At 62.4% G+C, this 16,591-nt stretch carries 15 protein-coding genes; 5 read left to right on the forward strand and 10 right to left on the reverse strand.

The features are described from left to right. Positions 1-19: 19 nt before the first annotated feature. From ABM562_RS01055 to tkt, 7 genes are all read right to left on the reverse strand, one after another. Positions 20-2,140 carry a putative bifunctional diguanylate cyclase/phosphodiesterase gene (locus ABM562_RS01055; protein WP_460420509.1) on the reverse strand — a complete coding sequence of 707 codons (2,121 nt, stop codon included), beginning with the start codon at positions 2,138-2,140 and terminating at the stop codon, positions 20-22. Between the two features lie 213 nt (positions 2,141-2,353). Next, positions 2,354-3,418 (reverse strand): class II fructose-bisphosphate aldolase, encoded by a 1,065-nt coding sequence (fba, locus tag ABM562_RS01060; RefSeq protein WP_115089213.1) that lies wholly within the window; start codon positions 3,416-3,418, stop codon positions 2,354-2,356. Between the two features lie 97 nt (positions 3,419-3,515). Continuing rightward, entirely contained in the window at positions 3,516-3,842 is a 327-nt protein-coding gene (locus ABM562_RS01065; protein WP_460420511.1) for an MliC family protein, read from the reverse strand. Between the two features lie 51 nt (positions 3,843-3,893). Beyond that, positions 3,894-4,112: a hypothetical protein gene (locus tag ABM562_RS01070; protein ID WP_115089217.1), complete on the reverse strand. Its 219-nt coding sequence runs from the start codon at positions 4,110-4,112 to the stop codon at positions 3,894-3,896. Between the two features lie 30 nt (positions 4,113-4,142). Continuing rightward, a complete protein-coding gene (locus ABM562_RS01075; protein ID WP_115089218.1) occupies positions 4,143-5,306 on the reverse strand; it encodes a phosphoglycerate kinase in 1,164 nt (387 codons plus the stop codon). A gap of 12 nt (positions 5,307-5,318) precedes the next feature. Then, positions 5,319-6,386: an erythrose-4-phosphate dehydrogenase gene (epd, locus tag ABM562_RS01080; RefSeq protein WP_115089219.1), complete on the reverse strand. Its 1,068-nt coding sequence runs from the start codon at positions 6,384-6,386 to the stop codon at positions 5,319-5,321. A gap of 154 nt (positions 6,387-6,540) precedes the next feature. Beyond that, a complete protein-coding gene (tkt, locus tag ABM562_RS01085) occupies positions 6,541-8,538 on the reverse strand; it encodes a transketolase (protein ID WP_115089220.1) in 1,998 nt (665 codons plus the stop codon). A 259-nt stretch (positions 8,539-8,797) separates the two neighbouring features. On the opposite strand from tkt, the gene ABM562_RS01090 reads away from it, so the two are divergent. The 4 genes from ABM562_RS01090 (at position 8,798) to ABM562_RS01105 (ending at position 13,304) form a co-directional block, all read left to right on the forward strand. Further along, the gene (locus tag ABM562_RS01090) at positions 8,798-9,799 is read left to right on the forward strand and encodes an ArsR/SmtB family transcription factor (RefSeq protein ID WP_460420514.1); all 1,002 of its coding nucleotides are present in this window, start codon (positions 8,798-8,800) and stop codon (positions 9,797-9,799) included. A 12-nt stretch (positions 9,800-9,811) separates the two neighbouring features. Continuing rightward, on the forward strand, positions 9,812-11,002 hold the full coding sequence (gene metK / locus ABM562_RS01095; protein WP_038997515.1) for a methionine adenosyltransferase: 1,191 nt from the start codon (positions 9,812-9,814) through the stop codon (positions 11,000-11,002). A gap of 167 nt (positions 11,003-11,169) precedes the next feature. Continuing rightward, positions 11,170-12,849, forward strand: coding sequence for an NAD-dependent DNA ligase LigB (gene ligB, locus ABM562_RS01100; RefSeq protein ID WP_460420516.1), 1,680 nt, complete (start codon positions 11,170-11,172; stop codon positions 12,847-12,849). Positions 12,850-12,908: 59 nt separating this feature from the next. Then, positions 12,909-13,304, forward strand: a complete 396-nt coding sequence (locus tag ABM562_RS01105) for a DUF1090 domain-containing protein (RefSeq protein ID WP_115089223.1) — start codon at positions 12,909-12,911, stop codon at positions 13,302-13,304. A gap of 130 nt (positions 13,305-13,434) precedes the next feature. Here the strand turns inward: ABM562_RS01105 and ABM562_RS01110 are convergent, their stop codons facing one another. Then, positions 13,435-13,881 (reverse strand): c-type cytochrome, encoded by a 447-nt coding sequence (locus tag ABM562_RS01110; RefSeq protein ID WP_115089518.1) that lies wholly within the window; start codon positions 13,879-13,881, stop codon positions 13,435-13,437. A gap of 130 nt (positions 13,882-14,011) precedes the next feature. Here ABM562_RS01110 and mltA point away from each other — a divergent pair, with 130 nt between their 5' ends. Continuing rightward, a complete protein-coding gene (gene mltA, locus ABM562_RS01115) occupies positions 14,012-15,163 on the forward strand; it encodes a murein transglycosylase A (protein WP_115089224.1) in 1,152 nt (383 codons plus the stop codon). 6 nt (positions 15,164-15,169) lie between these two features. Here the strand turns inward: mltA and ABM562_RS01120 are convergent, their stop codons facing one another. Both ABM562_RS01120 and ABM562_RS01125 read right to left on the reverse strand, forming a co-directional pair. After that, positions 15,170-15,556, reverse strand: coding sequence for an MAPEG family protein (locus ABM562_RS01120; protein WP_115089225.1), 387 nt, complete (start codon positions 15,554-15,556; stop codon positions 15,170-15,172). Between the two features lie 25 nt (positions 15,557-15,581). Beyond that, a complete protein-coding gene (locus tag ABM562_RS01125) occupies positions 15,582-16,415 on the reverse strand; it encodes an EamA family transporter (protein WP_346617680.1) in 834 nt (277 codons plus the stop codon). Positions 16,416-16,591 lie beyond the last annotated feature (176 nt).

The following is a 16,591-nucleotide window of genomic DNA, read 5'->3' on the forward strand; positions in this document are numbered from 1 at the left end:
AAACGCCCAGTGTACCGAACTACACCCGCTGCCAGTCAAAAAAGCCCGGAAACGCCCCGGCGTCCCCTGGCGTCATGGGCCGCGCCACCAGAAACCCCTGCACATACTCACAACCGTTGGCCTGCAGCCACTGCGCCTGCTCGCGGGTTTCGACGCCTTCGGCGATGACGCTGATCGCGTACTGTCGGCACAGGTCAACCACACAGCGAACCAGAGCCGCGTCCGCTTGCGACCCGGGCAACCGGGCGACCAGATGGCGGTCGAGCTTGAGGGTGTCGATCGGCAGGTCGCGCAACATGCGCAGCGAGCAATCGCCAGCACCGAAATCGTCGAGGGCGATACGCACGCCCAGCTCACGCAGCTTGTGCAACTGCTTCAAGGCCACATCGTTGTTAACCATCAACGAAGTCTCGGCAACCTCGACCTCAAGCTGCGCCGGGTCAAGGCCCTGGCTGGCAATCACCCGTCCGAGCTCCTCGACCAGGTTGGGCATGGCAAACTGCACGCGGCTGAGGCTGATCCCCAGCACCAGGCCCGGCTCGAAGCATTCCTGCCAGTCACGCCGCTGCGCCACGCCTTGGGCGTAGATCCAGCTGGCCAGGCGCGAAATCAATCGCGCCTCTTCCAGCAAGGGCAGAAACAACCCTGGCGGTACATCGCCGACGCTGGGATGCTGCCAGCGCAATAGCGCCTCGAAGCCGCGCAGACGCCCGTCGGCAAAGGCGACCTGAGGCTGGTAGACCAGGCTGAAATCCTTGTGTTCAATGGCACCGCGCACCGAGTCTTCGAGCATCAGGCGTGAGCGTGCCCTGCCGTTGAGGTCCTGGTCGTAATAGCGGTACTGCTGGCGCCCAGCCTGCTTGGCCGCATACATCGCAGCGTCGGCCGCGCGCAACAGGCCGTCGAGGTTGGCGCCGCAATCGGGGTAGGTGGCAATACCGATGCTCACACCCAGGGTCACTTCCATGCCCTCGATCTGCTGGCAGATCGACATGCGCTCGATCACCCGCTCGGCAAAGCGCGCGGCCTGCTCAGGGTATTCCAGGGCATCGAACAGCGCGGTGAACTCGTCACCGCCCATACGCGCGAGGATCGCACTGGTGCCCAGGCAATCCTTGAGCTGTTCAGCCACCCAATGCAGCACCCGGTCGCCGGCCTCATGGCCGAGAAAATCATTGATGCGCTTGAAGCCATCCAGATCCAGGTACATCAGGGCCTGGGTCTTGTCGCTGCGCTCGTTGCGCACCAGGGCGCTTTCGGCAGCCTGATAGAAGCCACGGCGGTTGAGCAGCCCGGTCAGGGGGTCGGTGACCGCCTGGAACTCCAGTTGCTGGTGCAGGTTGCGCACCACCGACATGTCCAGCACCGTGACCACCATGGCGCGCTGGCCATCGGTCAACGGCGAGCACGACAGAGCCACCGGCACCGGCTGGCCACCCGCCGTGCGCAGCAGGGCGTCGTGCAAGCGGAAGATCTGCCGATCCAGGTAGGCCTGGTAGAAAGCCGAATCGCTCCACAACGTCATCCCCGGCGATTGCACGAAATCCAGCAGGTTGGCGCCTTGCAGCACCTCTACCGACGCTTCGAGCAACTGTGAGATGGCCGGATTGGCAAAAGTAATCTCGCCGTTTTCACCCACCACCAGGATGCCTTCGGCGGCATTGTTGAGCACCGATGCATTGAAAGCCCGCGCCGCTTCCAGGTCGCGGCTCAAGCGCTGCAACGAGCGTCGGTTGCGCTGCTGCTCGAGCAAGACCTGAACCTTGGGCTTGAGGATCTGTGGGTCGAAGGGTTTGAACAGGTAGTCCACCGCCCCACTGGCATACCCCTTGAGCACGGCGGCCTGGGACTGCTCGTTGGCCGTGAGGAAGATGATCGGCGTCAGCCGCGTGCGCTGGCTGCCGCGCATCAGGCGCGCAACCTCGAAACCATCCATGCCCGGCATCTGCACATCCAGCAGCACCAGGTCCACTTCATGTTCGAGCAGCGCGCTCAGGGCTTCCATCCCCGAGCTCGCGGTGAGTACTTGCCAATCCTGGCGGGCCAGCAAGGCCCGCATGCTGATCAGATTTTCCGGGTAATCATCAACGACCAGCAGTACTGAGCCGCTATCGTGTGACTGAGGTTGCGCGCAATCCATGCTGCTTCTCTTAGGACACCAATGCCGGACTTCGGCTGAAATCTGTGCGTAACTCTAGACCCGGCTGCCATAAATCTGAAGTCAGCACATTGCCATCATGCATGGAAAGGCCTGTTAGCCGACTAACGGTCTATCCATCCAGGCCATGCGCATTGCTTCCTTGGCGCGCAGGCACAAAAAAACCCGCATCGCTGCGGGTTTTTCTGTTCAGGCTTAGTTGACCTTGGCGGCCAGCTCGCCCTTGGCGTAACGCTGGAACATCGCTTCCAGGGAGATCGGCTTGATCTTCGAAGCGTTACCCGCGGTGCCGAAGGCTTCGTAACGGGCGATGCAGACGTCGCGCATGGCCTTGACGGTTTCGCCGAAGAACTTGCGTGGGTCGAACTCGCTCGGGTTAGTGGCCATCAGGCGACGCATGGCACCCGTGGAGGCCAGGCGCAGGTCGGTGTCGATGTTGACCTTGCGTACGCCGAACTTGATGCCTTCGACGATTTCTTCAACCGGTACGCCGTAGGTTTCCTTGATGTCGCCGCCGTACTGGTTGATGATCGCCAGCCACTCTTGCGGTACCGAGGACGAACCGTGCATCACCAGGTGGGTGTTGGGGATGCGCTTGTGGATTTCCTTGATGCGGTCGATCGCCAGCACGTCGCCGGTAGGCGGCTTGGTGAACTTGTAGGCACCGTGGCTGGTACCGATGGCGATGGCCAGGGCGTCGACCTGGGTCTTCTTGACGAAGTCGGCGGCTTCTTCCGGATCGGTCAACATCTGGCTGTGATCCAGCACGCCTTCGGCGCCGATACCGTCTTCTTCACCGGCCATGCCGGTTTCCAGCGAACCCAGGCAGCCCAGCTCGCCTTCAACCGAAACGCCGCAGGCGTGAGCCATGGCAACGGTTTGCTGAGTAACGCGAACGTTGTAATCGTAGTCGGTTGGGGTCTTGCCGTCTTCACCCAGCGAACCGTCCATCATTACCGAGCTGAAGCCCAGCTGGATCGAGCGCTGGCAGACGTCAGGGCTGGTGCCGTGGTCCTGGTGCATGCACACCGGAATGTGCGGGAACTCTTCGATGGCCGCCAGAATCAGGTGGCGCAGGAACGGCGCGCCAGCGTATTTGCGGGCACCGGCCGAGGCCTGGACAATCACCGGGGAGTCGGTCTTGTCGGCAGCTTCCATGATGGCGCGCATCTGCTCGAGGTTGTTGACGTTGAAAGCTGGAACGCCGTAGCCGAATTCAGCGGCGTGGTCCAGCATCTGGCGCATGCTAATGAGTGCCATTGTGTATCTCTCTCCCGACAAGCGTCGTTTTTCGTGCAAGCCTGCCGCAGCGGCGGTTGCTATTCAAGTAGTGTGGGCCTTCGAGCGGCCCGGCCAGTCACGGCGCCTTGCAGCCCCGCCCTATCAAATCATCGGTGGCGACCCAGTACACCAGGCCTTCATCACCCTTGCTGTGGAACGCCAGCACTCCATCGCTGTACAACGCACCCGAGCCACTGGGCTCCGGCTTGAGCCGGTAGACCTGGTCGCCGCCACCAAGGCGCACGTCCACATCCTGCTGGCTGCTATCGGCAAAGCGCCAGAGTACTTCAGCCTGGCTGTCACAGACCCAACGGGTCCAGTTGTCGGTCGGCACCGGCGCAGGCTTGAGGCTTGCACAACCACCGAGTACTGCCAGGGCCATCAAGGCCACTACCGCTTTCATCCAATATCCTCTAGCAGACCACAAACCGGCCGGTAGGTTGCCCTGAACCGATCAAGGGCACCCCGGGGCCCGGTGCTGATGTTCGTCGTCGTATTTCTCCAGGCCATCCGGGCCCAGCCTTTTGTTGATCACCGGTACCGTCTCGGCCTGCCATTCAGACTGATAACAGCCACCTTTCGGCGCGCCGGGCTTTGGCGTCGCCTGCTCCGGGTTACTGGAGCAAGCGCCGAGCAGCCCGGCCAGGATAATCACAGGCAATTGCTTGACCATCGGGTCGCTCCCTTTGCCAGGCCGAATGGATCAGGCCTTGGCCCGCTGTTCCAGCATTTCAACGGCCGGCAGCACTTTACCTTCTACGAACTCTAGGAATGCACCGCCACCGGTAGAAATGTAGGAGATTTGCTCGGCTACGCCATATTTGTCGATGGCTGCCAGGGTATCGCCACCACCGGCGATGGAGAACGCAGTGCTGTCGGCGATGGCCTGGGCCAGCACCTTGGTGCCGTTGCCGAACTGGTCGAATTCAAACACGCCAACCGGGCCGTTCCACAGGATGGTCTTCGACGACTTCAGCAGCTCGGCGAAGTTGGCTGCGGTTTGCGGGCCAATGTCCAGGATCATGTCGTCTTCGGCAACGTCGGCAACCAGCTTGACGGTCGCTTCAGCGCTTTCAGCGAATTCCTTGGCCACGACTACGTCCACCGGCAGCGGCACGTTGACCTTGGCGGCAATGGCCTTGGCAGTGTCGATCAGGTCTGGCTCGTACAGCGACTTGCCAACCGGGTGACCGGCAGCGGCCAGGAAGGTGTTGGCGATGCCGCCGCCGACGATCAGCAGGTCGCAGATCTGGCTCAGGCTGTTGAGCACGTCCAGCTTGGTCGAGACCTTGGAGCCGGCAACGATGGCCGCCATCGGCTTGGCCGGGGCTTTCAGGGCCTTGCCCAGGGCATCCAGTTCGGCGGCCAGCAGCGGGCCAGCAGCAGCCACCTTGGCGAACTTGGCGACACCGTGAGTCGAGCCTTCAGCGCGGTGAGCGGTACCGAAGGCATCCATCACGAACACGTCGCACAGGGCGGCGTACTTCTGCGCCAGCTCGTCGGCGTTCTTCTTCTCGCCCTTGTTGAAGCGCACGTTCTCGAACAGGACGATATCACCGGCCTTGATTTCGACACCGTCGAGGTAGTCGGCAACCAGCGGCACGTCGCGGCCCAGGGCCTTGCTCAGGTACTCGGCGACCGGCTTGAGGCTGTTCTCGGCGGAGAATTCGCCTTCGCTCGGGCGGCCCAAGTGCGAGCAGACCATCACGGCCGCGCCCTTTTCCAGGGCCAGCTTGATGGTCGGCAGCGAAGCGAGGATGCGCGCATCGCTGGCAACCACACCGTCCTTCACAGGCACGTTGAGGTCTTCGCGGATCAGTACGCGCTTACCTTGCAGATCGAGGTCGGTCATCTTCAACACGGTCATGAATGCAGTCCTTCAGGGCTGTTTACAAGTGGAGCGGGTTTGATTGACGACGTGCAGAAAGTGATCGGCAACGTCGAGCATACGGTTGGCAAAACCCCATTCGTTGTCGAACCAGGCCAGCAGGTTGACCAGCCGGGGGCCGGAAACGCGGGTCTGGCTGGCATCGACAATCGCCGAATGCGGGTCATGGTTGAAATCACAGCTGGCGTGCGGCAGTTCAGTGTAGGCCAGCAGACCTCGCAGCGGGCCGCTCAGGGCGGCTTCGCGCAGCACCCGGTTGACCTCGGCCGCAGTGGTGTCGCGGGCGGTCTGCAGGGTGATGTCCAGGCACGACACGTTAACGGTCGGCACGCGTACGGCTTTGGCCTGAATTCGCCCGGCAAGTTCCGGCAGCAGCCGTTCGATGCCGCGGGCCAGGCCCGTGGACACCGGGATCACCGACTGGAACGCCGAACGGGTACGGCGCAGGTCTTCGTGGTGATAGGCGTCGATGACCGGCTGGTCGTTCATCGCCGAGTGGATGGTGGTGATCGACACGTACTCCAGGCCAAAGGCCTGGTCCAGCACGCGCAGCAGCGGCACGCCGCAGTTGGTGGTGCAGGAGGCGTTGGAGACCAGCCTCTCGGTGCCATCCAGGCAATCCTGGTTGATCCCGTAGACCACTGTGGCGTCGACATCTGCCTCACTGGCCATGGGTTGGGAGAACAGCACCCGCGGCGCACCGGCGTCGAGAAAACGCTGGGCATCGGCGCGGGTGTTGTAGGCACCGGAACACTCCAGCACCAGATCGACGTCGAGCGCCGCCCAGTCGACCCCTTCCGGGGTGGCACTGCGCAATACTTTCACGCAGTCGCCATTGATATGCAGACAATCGCCGTCGACCTTCACCTCACCGGGGAAACGCCCGTGGGTGGAGTCGAAGCGTGTCAGGTATTCGATACTGGCCTGGTCGGCCAGGTCATTCAGTGCAACGATCTCGAAGCCCGCCTTCGCCCCCCGCTCAAAGAGTGCGCGCAAGACGCAACGACCAATACGGCCGTAGCCGTTGAGTGCAACTTTGTAAGGACGCGTTTGGGGCATGGGATGCTCACGGAACAGAAGCGTTATCTGCAACCTGCGGGAATCGAGTTGACTTCAATCGCTGGCAAGCCAGCTCCCACAGGGATCACCGCAGCCCCTGTGGGAGCTGGCTTGCCAGCGATGAAGCCGACGCCAGTCCCACAGGGAAACGGGATCAGTCTTCCAGCAGCTCTTCAGCAGTACCCAGGATGTTTTCCAGGGTGAAACCGAACTCTTCGAACAAGGCCGACGCAGGTGCCGACTCGCCGTAGGTGGTCATGCCGATGACGCGGCCTTCGAGGCCGACGTACTTGTACCAGAAGTCGGCATGGGCCGCTTCGATGGCGATACGCGCGCCGACTTCCAGCGGCAGCACCGACTGCTTGTAGCCAGCCTCCTGGGCATCGAACACGCTGGTCGACGGCATGGACACCACGCGTACCTTGCGGCCTTGCTCGGTCAGCTTGTCGAAGGCCTGAACCGCCAGGCCGACTTCGGAACCGGTGGCGATCAGGATCAGCTCAGGCTCGCCTGCGCAGTCTTTGAGGACGTAGCCACCGCGGCTGATGTTGGCGATCTGCTCGGCATCACGCTCCTGGTGCTGCAGGTTCTGACGCGAGAAGATCAGCGCCGACGGGCCGTCTTTACGCTCCAGGGCGAACTTCCAGGATACCGCCGACTCGACGGCATCGGCTGGGCGCCAGGTGTCCAGGTTCGGCGTGCTGCGCAGGCTGGTCAGTTGCTCGATCGGCTGGTGGGTCGGACCGTCTTCGCCCAGACCGATGGAGTCGTGGGTGTAGACGTGGATGACCCGCTGCTTCATCAGCGCCGACATGCGCACTGCGTTGCGGGCATATTCCATGAACATCAGGAAGGTGGCGCCGTAAGGCACCAGACCGCCGTGCAGGGCAACACCGTTCATGATTGCGGTCATGCCGAACTCGCGCACGCCGTAGAACATGTAGTTGCCGCTGGCGTCTTCGGCGCTGACGCCTTTGCAGCCTTTCCACAGGGTCAGGTTGGAACCGGCCAGGTCAGCCGAACCGCCGAGCAGTTCAGGCAGCAGCGGGCCAAAGGCGTTCAGGGCGTTCTGGCTGGCTTTACGGCTGGCAATGGTTTCGCCCTTGGCCGCGACTTCAGCGATGTAGGCCGCTGCTTTCTCGGCAAAATCAGCCGGTAGGTCACCGCTCAGGCGACGCACCAGTTCGTTGGCAAGCTCAGGGTGAGCCGCGGAGTAGGCCGCGAAACGCTGGTCCCACTCGGCTTCAACGGCCTTGCCGGCTTCCTTGGCGTCCCACTCGGCGTAGATGTCAGCCGGGATTTCGAACGGGCCGTGGTTCCAGTTCAGCGCTTTGCGCGCCAGGGCGATTTCGTCGTTGCCCAGCGGAGCACCGTGGCAATCTTCCTTGCCCTGCTTGTTCGGCGAACCGAAACCGATGATGGTCTTGCAGCAGATCAGGGTCGGCTGCTCGCTCTTGCGCGCGGTATCGATGGCGGTGCGGATCTCGTCGGCGTCATGGCCGTCGACATTGCGGATCACCTGCCAGTTGTAGGCTTCGAAACGCTTCGGGGTGTCATCGGTGAACCAGCCTTCGACTTCGCCGTCGATGGAGATGCCGTTGTCATCGTAGAAGGCGATCAGCTTGCCCAGGCCCAGGGTACCGGCCAGGGAAGCGACTTCGTGGGAAATGCCTTCCATCATGCAACCATCACCCAGGAACACATAGGTGTGGTGGTCGACGATGTTGTGGTTCTTGCGGTTGAACTGGCCAGCCAGGACTTTTTCAGCCAGGGCGAAACCAACGGCGTTGGCCAGGCCCTGACCCAGTGGCCCGGTGGTGGTCTCGACGCCCGGGGTGTAACCGAGCTCCGGGTGGCCCGGGGTACGGCTGTGCAGCTGACGGAAGCTCTTCAGGTCGTCGATCGACAGGTCGTAGCCGGTCAGGTGCAGCAGCGAGTAGATCAGCATCGAACCGTGGCCGTTGGACAGCACGAAGCGGTCACGGTCAGCGAAGCTCGGGTTGGTCGGGTTGTGCTTCAGATAATCACGCCAAAGAACCTCGGCGATATCCGCCATGCCCATAGGGGCACCGGGGTGGCCGCTGTTGGCCTTTTGCACGGCATCCATGCTGAGGGCACGAATGGCGTTGGCACGCTCACGACGGCTGGGCATCGCTTATCTCCTGGGTGTTGAATTAGTTACGAAACGAAAAAAGGCGGCCATTTTCGCCCAGGCACGTACCCGGGGGCAATGACGGATGGTCGATGCAGCATGATTTTCCTGTGAATGAGAGAAGAATCAGGCGTTAACCCGGGCAAACAGCCGGATCGGTCGCACAGCCTGCGACGAATTGCCCCGCCTATCGCGCAATATCAAAACTTTTTGATATTGACCTTGCGACGTTATCGTTGCCTGACTAGACTGCCGCTCCATGAACCTACCCGTGCCGTCGATCCGCCAAGAGCAAAGCGATGCGCTGGCTGCCCTGTGCAAAGCCGGCGGCGACCCGCTGCGCCTGAACGTATTGCGCGCACTGGCCAGCGATTCGTTCGGCGTGCTGGAACTGGCGCAGATCTTCGCCATTGGCCAGTCGGGCATGAGCCACCACCTCAAGGTGCTGGCCCAGGCCGGATTGGTGGCGACCCGCCGCGAAGGCAATGCGATCTTCTACCGCCGCGCCCTGCCCGACGGCCTCAGCCTCGGTGGCAAGCTGCATGCGGCATTGCTTGAGGAGGTCGACGGGCTGACCCTGGCCGATGATGTCCAGGCCCGTATCGCTCAGGTGCAACAACGTCGGGCGGCCACCAGCCAGGACTTTTTCCTGCGAGTCGAAGAGAAGTTTCGCGCACAGCAGGACTTGATTGCCGGCTTGCCGCAGTACCGCGAAAGCCTGTTGGCCTTGCTCGACAAACTCAGTTTTGAAGCCGGCGCCGATGCCCTTGAAGTGGGCCCCGGCGATGGCGAATTTCTTCCCGAGCTGGCCCGGCGCTTTACCCGGGTCACCGCCCTGGACAACAGCCCGACCATGCTTGACCTGGCCCGCCGGGTCTGCGTGCGCGAAGGTCTGGCTAATGTGAACCTGCAGTTGGCCGATGCACTCAGTGCAACGGATGTGGAAGCCGACTGCGTAGTGCTGAACATGGTCCTGCACCATTTCAGCGCCCCGGCCGAAGCCCTGCGGCAGTTGGCCAACCGTGTGAAACCAGGCGGCAGCCTGTTGGTAACAGAGTTGTGCAGCCACGACCAGAGCTGGGCCAGAGAGGCCTGTGGCGATATCTGGCTGGGCTTCGAGCAGGACGACCTGGCCCGTTGGGCCAGCGCTGCGGGACTGGCTCCCGGGGACAGCCTCTATGTGGGCTTACGTAATGGTTTCCAGATTCAGGTCCGCCATTTTCAGCGACCGGCTGGCGACATCACCATCGGTAAATTTTAGGAACCCGTCGAGATGAGCGAATACTCCCTTTTCACCTCCGAGTCCGTGTCTGAAGGGCATCCGGACAAAATCGCCGACCAGATTTCGGATGCGGTGCTGGACGCCATCATCACCCAGGACAAGTTCGCCCGCGTGGCCTGCGAAACCCTGGTGAAAACCGGCGTAGCGATCATCGCTGGCGAAGTCACCACCTCGGCCTGGGTCGATCTGGAAGACATCGTTCGTAAAGTGATCGTCGACATCGGTTACAACAGTTCCGACGTCGGCTTTGACGGCGCGACCTGCGCGGTCATGAACATCATCGGCAAGCAGTCGGTAGACATCGCCCAGGGCGTTGACCGCAGCAAGCCTGAAGACCAGGGCGCCGGCGATCAGGGCCTGATGTTCGGTTACGCCAGCAACGAGACCGACGTGCTGATGCCAGCACCGATCTGCTTCTCGCACCGCCTGGTCGAGCGCCAGGCCGAAGCGCGCAAGTCCGGCCTGCTGCCGTGGCTGCGCCCGGATGCCAAGTCGCAGGTTACCTGCCGTTACGAAGGCGGCAAGGTAGTCGGTATCGATGCCGTGGTGCTGTCGACCCAGCACAACCCTGAAGTGTCGCAAAAAGACCTGCAGGAAGCGGTGATGGAGCTGATCGTCAAGCACACCCTGCCGGCTGAACTGCTGCACAAGGACACTCAGTTCCACATCAACCCGACCGGCCAGTTCATCATCGGTGGCCCGGTAGGCGACTGCGGCCTGACCGGCCGCAAGATCATCGTCGACAGCTACGGCGGCATGGCCCGTCACGGTGGTGGCGCGTTCTCCGGCAAGGACCCGTCCAAGGTTGACCGTTCTGCCGCCTATGCCGGTCGCTACGTGGCCAAGAACATCGTCGCCGCCGGCCTGGCCGAGCGTTGCGAGATCCAGGTTTCCTACGCCATCGGCGTCGCTCAGCCGACTTCGATCTCGCTGAACACCTTCGGTACCGGCAAGATCTCCGACGACAAGATCGTCCAGTTGGTTCGCGAGTGCTTCGACCTGCGTCCGTACGCAATCACCACCATGCTCGACCTGCTGCACCCGATGTACCAGGAGACTGCTGCCTACGGTCACTTCGGCCGTATCCCGCAACAGAAGACCGTCGGCGACGACACCTTCACCACCTTCACCTGGGAACGCACCGACCGCGTCGACGCCCTGCGCGCCGCTGCCGGTCTGTAAAAGCTGAAGTTGTAAAAAAAGCCCCAGCCGGTCACTCGGCTGGGGCTTTTTTGTAGGAGCGGGCTTGCCCCGCGATGAAGTACGCAACATGACCTGACAGTTGAGGACTGCTAACGCCACCAAACTTTTCTAGGCTATGCATTCCATCACGAGCAAGGATGCTCGCCATGCTGCACAAGTCCCTGTTGTCCCTTCTGCTCTTCTTTTGGCTGCTCCCGGCACACGCGCAGACCTGCCCCGCCTGGACGCCCGTTCAGGCCCGGGCAGAAGTCCGCCAGCTCCAGCAAACCCTTGCCGACTGGGACGACCACTATCATCGCCAGGGGGTCTCGCTGGTCGCTGACGAACTTTATGACCAGAGCCGTACGCGCCTGACGCATCTGCAAAGCTGCTTCCCCTCGCCGACAAAGTCGCAGGGCAACCCACTGAAACACGCCGTCGGCCCTCTGCGCCACCCGATTCCCCATACCGGCCTGGGCAAGCTGGCCGACGATGCCGCAGTCAAAGCCTGGCTGCATGACAAGCAAGACCTGTGGATTCAGCCCAAGGTCGACGGTGTGGCCGCCACCCTGGTCTATCGCGGCGGCAAGCTGGTGCAACTGATCAGCCGTGGCGATGGCGTCCATGGCCATGACTGGAGCCGGCACATACCGGCTCTGGCCACACTCAACCAGCAGCTTCCCGAGCCCCTCGACCTGGTGTTCCAGGGCGAACTGTTCTGGCGCCTGGACGGCCACGTGCAAGCCAACGCCGGCAGCCTCAACGCCCGCGGCAATGTCGCCGGCCTGCTCGCGCGCAAACGCATCAGTGCCGAACAGGGCGCTGTGGTCGGATTGTTTGTCTGGGCCTGGCCGCTGGGGCCGGCCGACCAGCGCGAGCGGCTCAAGGGCTTGAGTGCATTGGGCTTCGAATACAGCGAGCGGTACAGCGAACCCTTGAGCACCTTTGCCGATGCAGCCAGATGGCGTGAGCATTGGTACCGCAGCCCACTACCCTTCGCCAGCGACGGCGTTGTGCTGCGTCAGGGCAAGCGCCCGGACGGCACCCGCTGGCAAGCACGCGACCCATACTGGATAACGGCCTGGAAGTACCCCTTTGCCCAGGCCCTGGCCGAAGTCCGTGGCGTGCAGTTCACTATCGGTCGCACCGGGCGCATCACCCCGGTGCTGCAAATCGAGCCGGTGCAACTGGATGACCGGCAGATCCGCCAGGTCAGCCTCGGTTCCTTTCAGCGCTGGCAGCAGCTGGACATCCGCCCCGGCGACCAGGTTGCCATCAGCCTGGCCGGGCTGACCATCCCGCGCCTGGATGAGGTAGTACTGCGCAGTGTTCAGCGCATGGACCTCGCGGTTCCGGACCCTGCCCGGTACCACCCGCTCAGTTGCTGGCAACCTAGCGATGGCTGCCGCCGCCAGTTCATCGCCCGCCTCAACTGGCTCAGTGGCAAGCAAGGCCTGAACATGCCGCGACTGGGACCGGGCACCTGGGAAAAACTGATCGACAGTGGTCATGTGCGAGGCCTGGGCGACTGGCTGGACCTGCAGGACGAAGACTTGCAGTCGGTACCTGGACTTGGCGAAAGCAGCCGCCAGCACTTGCTGCATGCCTTCGACCAGGCCCGCCAGCAACCCTTTGCGCGCTGGCTCAGCGCTTTGGGCGTACCGGCCGCAATCCCGTTAAAGCCAACGCTCACCTGGGCAGATCTGCTCCAGCGCGATGCCGAGCAGTGGTTGGCAGAACCAGGCATAGGCCCGGGTCGCAGTGCGCAGCTATTGGCTTTTTTCCGCTCCCCGGAGGTGCAAATAGTGGCCGAACAATTGCGCAGACACACAATCGAGGGTTTCTAATTTTCCCGGATCAAGGCAGCATCATGGATTCTGCCAAGCCCGCGACAACGGAGCCCCCAATGAAACTGCTTTCCCCGCTTGCCCTGTTCACCGCCTGTTCACTCCTGGCCACGCCCCTGCTGGCTGCCGAACAACAGCCAGGCCTGACCGGTTGCGCAGCCAAGAAGCAAGCCATCAGCGAGCAGATCGAACAGGCTCGCGCCCATGGCAACAGCGATCAGCAAGCTGGTCTGGAAAAGGCGCTGAGCGAAGTGAATGAGCACTGCACCGACGCCGGCCTGCGCAAGGAGCGCGAGCAGAAAGTCCTCGACGCCCGCCACGAAGTGAACCAGCGTACCAAGGACCTGGACAAGGCCATGAAGAAAGGCGATGCCGAGAAGATCAACAAGCGCAAGGACAAGCTGGCCGAGTCCAAGCAGGAGCTGCAGCACGCCCTGGATGAGTTGGAGAAGTAACAGCAGGCGGGAACATTGGGGCTGCTACGCAGCCCATCGTCGGCAAAGCCAACTCCCACAATGTGACTTGCCGTGCACCCTGTGGGAGCTGGCGTTGCCAGCGATGGGGCGCCCCGCGCCCCTTGATCACTCAGTGATTTCGAAACTCGGTATGACAGGCTTTGCACGCCGCCTCGACCTTGTTCATCGGCTCGGTCAGCTGCGCGGCCTTGAGCGGCTGGGCACGGGTCACCGCCACCAGTTCGGCGGTGGTGGCTTCCATCTGCCGTGCCAGGTCCTGGAAGCGCGCCTGCTTCTCCCAGACATCGGTGCGGGCGCTGGTATCATCCTCTTCGCGAACCTGCGGGAAGTGCTTCCACGGTTCACGGGACAGGTTATCGAGCTTGACCGCGCCATCGGCGAACTTCTGCCCGTCGAACGCCAGGCGCCCGCGCAGCATGCCGCCCAGGTCTTCGCTGGTCTTGAGCATCTGTTTGAAGATCGTCTTGCGCTGGCCCAATGGCGAGTTGGGATCGACCCCGCCACAGGCACTCAGGGTCAAACACGCCAGCAGTACCACAGAAAGTCGCTTGAGCATCTTGATCACTTCGGCTCACGGAAAAAGGCGGCCAGTATCCTCGCCTCACCGGCAAAGACCAATACCCTTATTAAAACTACGGTTTGCAAAATACGCTGGAAGCCCCGCAAACCGCCGAGGAACCTCGTTGATGAAACTTCCTTTGCGCCACCTTGGCTGGACCCTGTCAGTGCTGGCCCTGCTGGCCGGCTGCAACGGCAGCGCGCCGGAAAAACCAAAGCCACACCCGCTGGCCACCTATGTCGGCGCTACCTGGAAAGACCTGCCACAGGTCAGCGATAGCGACCTGGTAGCCGGCTTCGAATCCTGGCGCAGTGCCTGCGAGCGACTCAAGCGCGATGCAGTCTGGGCCAACACCTGCACGGCAGCGGCAGCCGTTCCTTCAAGCCCGGCTGAAGTACGCAGTTTTCTCCAGGCGCAGCTGGACGTCTACAGCATGCGTTCGGCCGAGAACAACGCCAATGGCCTGATCACTGGCTACTACGAGCCGGTCTACCCCGGCAGCCTGGCCCAGACCGACAGCGCCAATGTGCCCATCTATGGCGTACCGGACGACATGATCGTTGTAGCCCTGGACAGCGTCTATCCCGAGCTCAAGGGCAAGCGCCTGCGCGGCCGCCTTGAAGGCCGGGTGCTCAAACCCTATGACACCGCAGAAACCATCAATGCCCAGGGCGCCAAGGCACCGGTACTGGCCTGGTTGACCGACCCGATGGACCTGCAGTTCCTGCAGATCCAGGGTTCGGGCCGCATTCAACTGGAAGACGGCCGCCAGCTGCGCATCGGTTACGCCGACCAGAACGGCCACCCCTATCGCCCGATCGGCCGCTGGCTGGTGGAACAGGGGCAGTTGAAAAAAGAAGAAGTGACCATGGGCAGCATCCATGCCTGGGCACAGAGCAACCCTACGCGGGTACCGGAGCTGTTGGCGAGCAATCCCAGCTACGTATTCTTCAGCACTCGCCCGGACAGCAACGAAGGCCCACGAGGCTCGCTCAACGTGCCGCTGACCGCAGGTTACAGCGTAGCCATCGATCGCAAGGTGATTCCGCTGGGGAGTCTGCTGTGGCTGTCCACCACCCGCCCTGACGGGGCCCCGGTAGTGCGCCCGGTCGCCGCCCAGGACACCGGCGGGGCGATCACCGGAGAGGTGCGCGCCGATCTGTTCTGGGGCACCGGCAGTGAAGCTGGCAAGCTGGCCGGTGACATGAAGCAGCAGGGTCAGATTTGGCTGTTGTGGCCCAAGGGCACAGCCCTGCCGGCCGTGCCCCAGGTGCCATGATACGGTTCAGATCGAGACGAAGAAGAACGACGCGATCAGGCCCAGGCCAACGAACCACACCAGCGAACGCAGGGCGGCCCAGTCGGCCAGGTAGCAGATGATGTAGAGCAGGCGGCTGGTGATGTAGAGCACCGCCAGCACGTCCTGGGTCACCTGCTCGGCATTGCCGACGATGTCGGCGATGATCACTGCTGCGGCGAACGCCGGGAAAGCTTCGAAACTGTTCAATTGCGCCGCGTGGGCCCGACGCGGAAAGCCTTCGAGCTTGTCGAGGAAAGCCCGCGGGTCGTGGTTCTGGCGCAGGTTGAAGCGCCCGCTGCCAACCTTGGCGATGCTGGTACACACAATGGGCAGGAACAACGCAATCAGTACACACCAGAAGGCAACGGTCATGGCCAGGTCCTTGTCAGTAGAATTATCAGAGTTTCATGATCAGCATGCCGATCAGCACCAGCGCACAGGCTAAGAGCCTCGGCCCGCCAAAAGGTTCTTTGAGGTAGCGCATGCCGAACAGCACCACCAGGATTACGCTGACCTCGCGCAGCGCCGCGGCCTCGGCCACCGAGCCCAACTGCATGGCCCAGAGCACCAGGGCGTAGCTGAACAACACGCAAAAACCCACCGCCAGCCCCAACCGCCACTGCAGACGCCAGAACAGCATGAACGGCGCGCGTCGGGCCACCCCTGCCAGCAGCGGAAACGGCCAGGCACTGACCAGGGTCAGCCATACAAGATAGTCCAGCGGCTGCGACCACAGGCGGATTGCCTGACCGTCGAGCCAGGTGTAGCAACCGATGCACAGGCCAATCAGTGCCACCACCGGCAGCATCGACCAGGGCAATCGGTCACCGCCGCCGCCCTGCCAGAGCAGACACACCATGCCACAGGGGATCAGCAGGATGCCGATAATCTGCTGGCTGCTCAGGGATTCGCCGGCAAACGTCAGGGTCAGCGCCAGCACCACCAGCGGCGACAAGCCGCGCATCAGCGGGTAGACCAGCCCCAGGTCGCCGACCCGATAGGCTTGAATCAGCAGAAAACGATAGAAGAGTTCAAACAGCGCCGACGCCAGCATCCACGGCCAGACTTCAGCCGGCGGCACCTGGACGAACGCCACCATGGCAACGGCAAACACCAGCGCTACCACGTCCATGCTGGCAATCACCAGCAGGCGTTCGCCGCTGAATTTGATCAGGGTGTTCCAGGTCGCGTGCAGCAGCGCGGCGACCAGTACCAGTGAAGTGGCGAGCACGCAAAGGTCCTTGGCAAGACAGGAGAGGTCATCAATGGCCAGCCGCTATATAACCACTTCGGCGCCGGGTGCTGGAAACGAAATCGGCTGAACGCGGTCAACGCATCCAGTCAAAAGTGTGTCCCGAAGCCCTCGGCAGGTCATCAAAGAAATGCCCGAGGTTATCGGGTGTCGAC

Source organism: Pseudomonas sp. ZL2 (assembly GCF_054788455.1).

Coding starts and splice junctions, on each gene's coding strand:
- ABM562_RS01055 (WP_460420509.1), bottom strand. CDS start 2,140: ATGGATTGCGCGCAACCTCAGTCACACGATAGCGGCTCAGTACTGCTG.
- fba (WP_115089213.1), bottom strand. CDS start 3,418: ATGGCACTCATTAGCATGCGCCAGATGCTGGACCACGCCGCTGAATTC.
- ABM562_RS01065 (WP_460420511.1), bottom strand. CDS start 3,842: ATGAAAGCGGTAGTGGCCTTGATGGCCCTGGCAGTACTCGGTGGTTGT.
- ABM562_RS01070 (WP_115089217.1), bottom strand. CDS start 4,112: ATGGTCAAGCAATTGCCTGTGATTATCCTGGCCGGGCTGCTCGGCGCT.
- ABM562_RS01075 (WP_115089218.1), bottom strand. CDS start 5,306: ATGACCGTGTTGAAGATGACCGACCTCGATCTGCAAGGTAAGCGCGTA.
- epd (WP_115089219.1), bottom strand. CDS start 6,386: ATGCCCCAAACGCGTCCTTACAAAGTTGCACTCAACGGCTACGGCCGT.
- tkt (WP_115089220.1), bottom strand. CDS start 8,538: ATGCCCAGCCGTCGTGAGCGTGCCAACGCCATTCGTGCCCTCAGCATG.
- ABM562_RS01090 (WP_460420514.1), top strand. CDS start 8,798: ATGAACCTACCCGTGCCGTCGATCCGCCAAGAGCAAAGCGATGCGCTG.
- metK (WP_038997515.1), top strand. CDS start 9,812: ATGAGCGAATACTCCCTTTTCACCTCCGAGTCCGTGTCTGAAGGGCAT.
- ligB (WP_460420516.1), top strand. CDS start 11,170: ATGCTGCACAAGTCCCTGTTGTCCCTTCTGCTCTTCTTTTGGCTGCTC.
- ABM562_RS01105 (WP_115089223.1), top strand. CDS start 12,909: ATGAAACTGCTTTCCCCGCTTGCCCTGTTCACCGCCTGTTCACTCCTG.
- ABM562_RS01110 (WP_115089518.1), bottom strand. CDS start 13,881: ATGCTCAAGCGACTTTCTGTGGTACTGCTGGCGTGTTTGACCCTGAGT.
- mltA (WP_115089224.1), top strand. CDS start 14,012: ATGAAACTTCCTTTGCGCCACCTTGGCTGGACCCTGTCAGTGCTGGCC.
- ABM562_RS01120 (WP_115089225.1), bottom strand. CDS start 15,556: ATGACCGTTGCCTTCTGGTGTGTACTGATTGCGTTGTTCCTGCCCATT.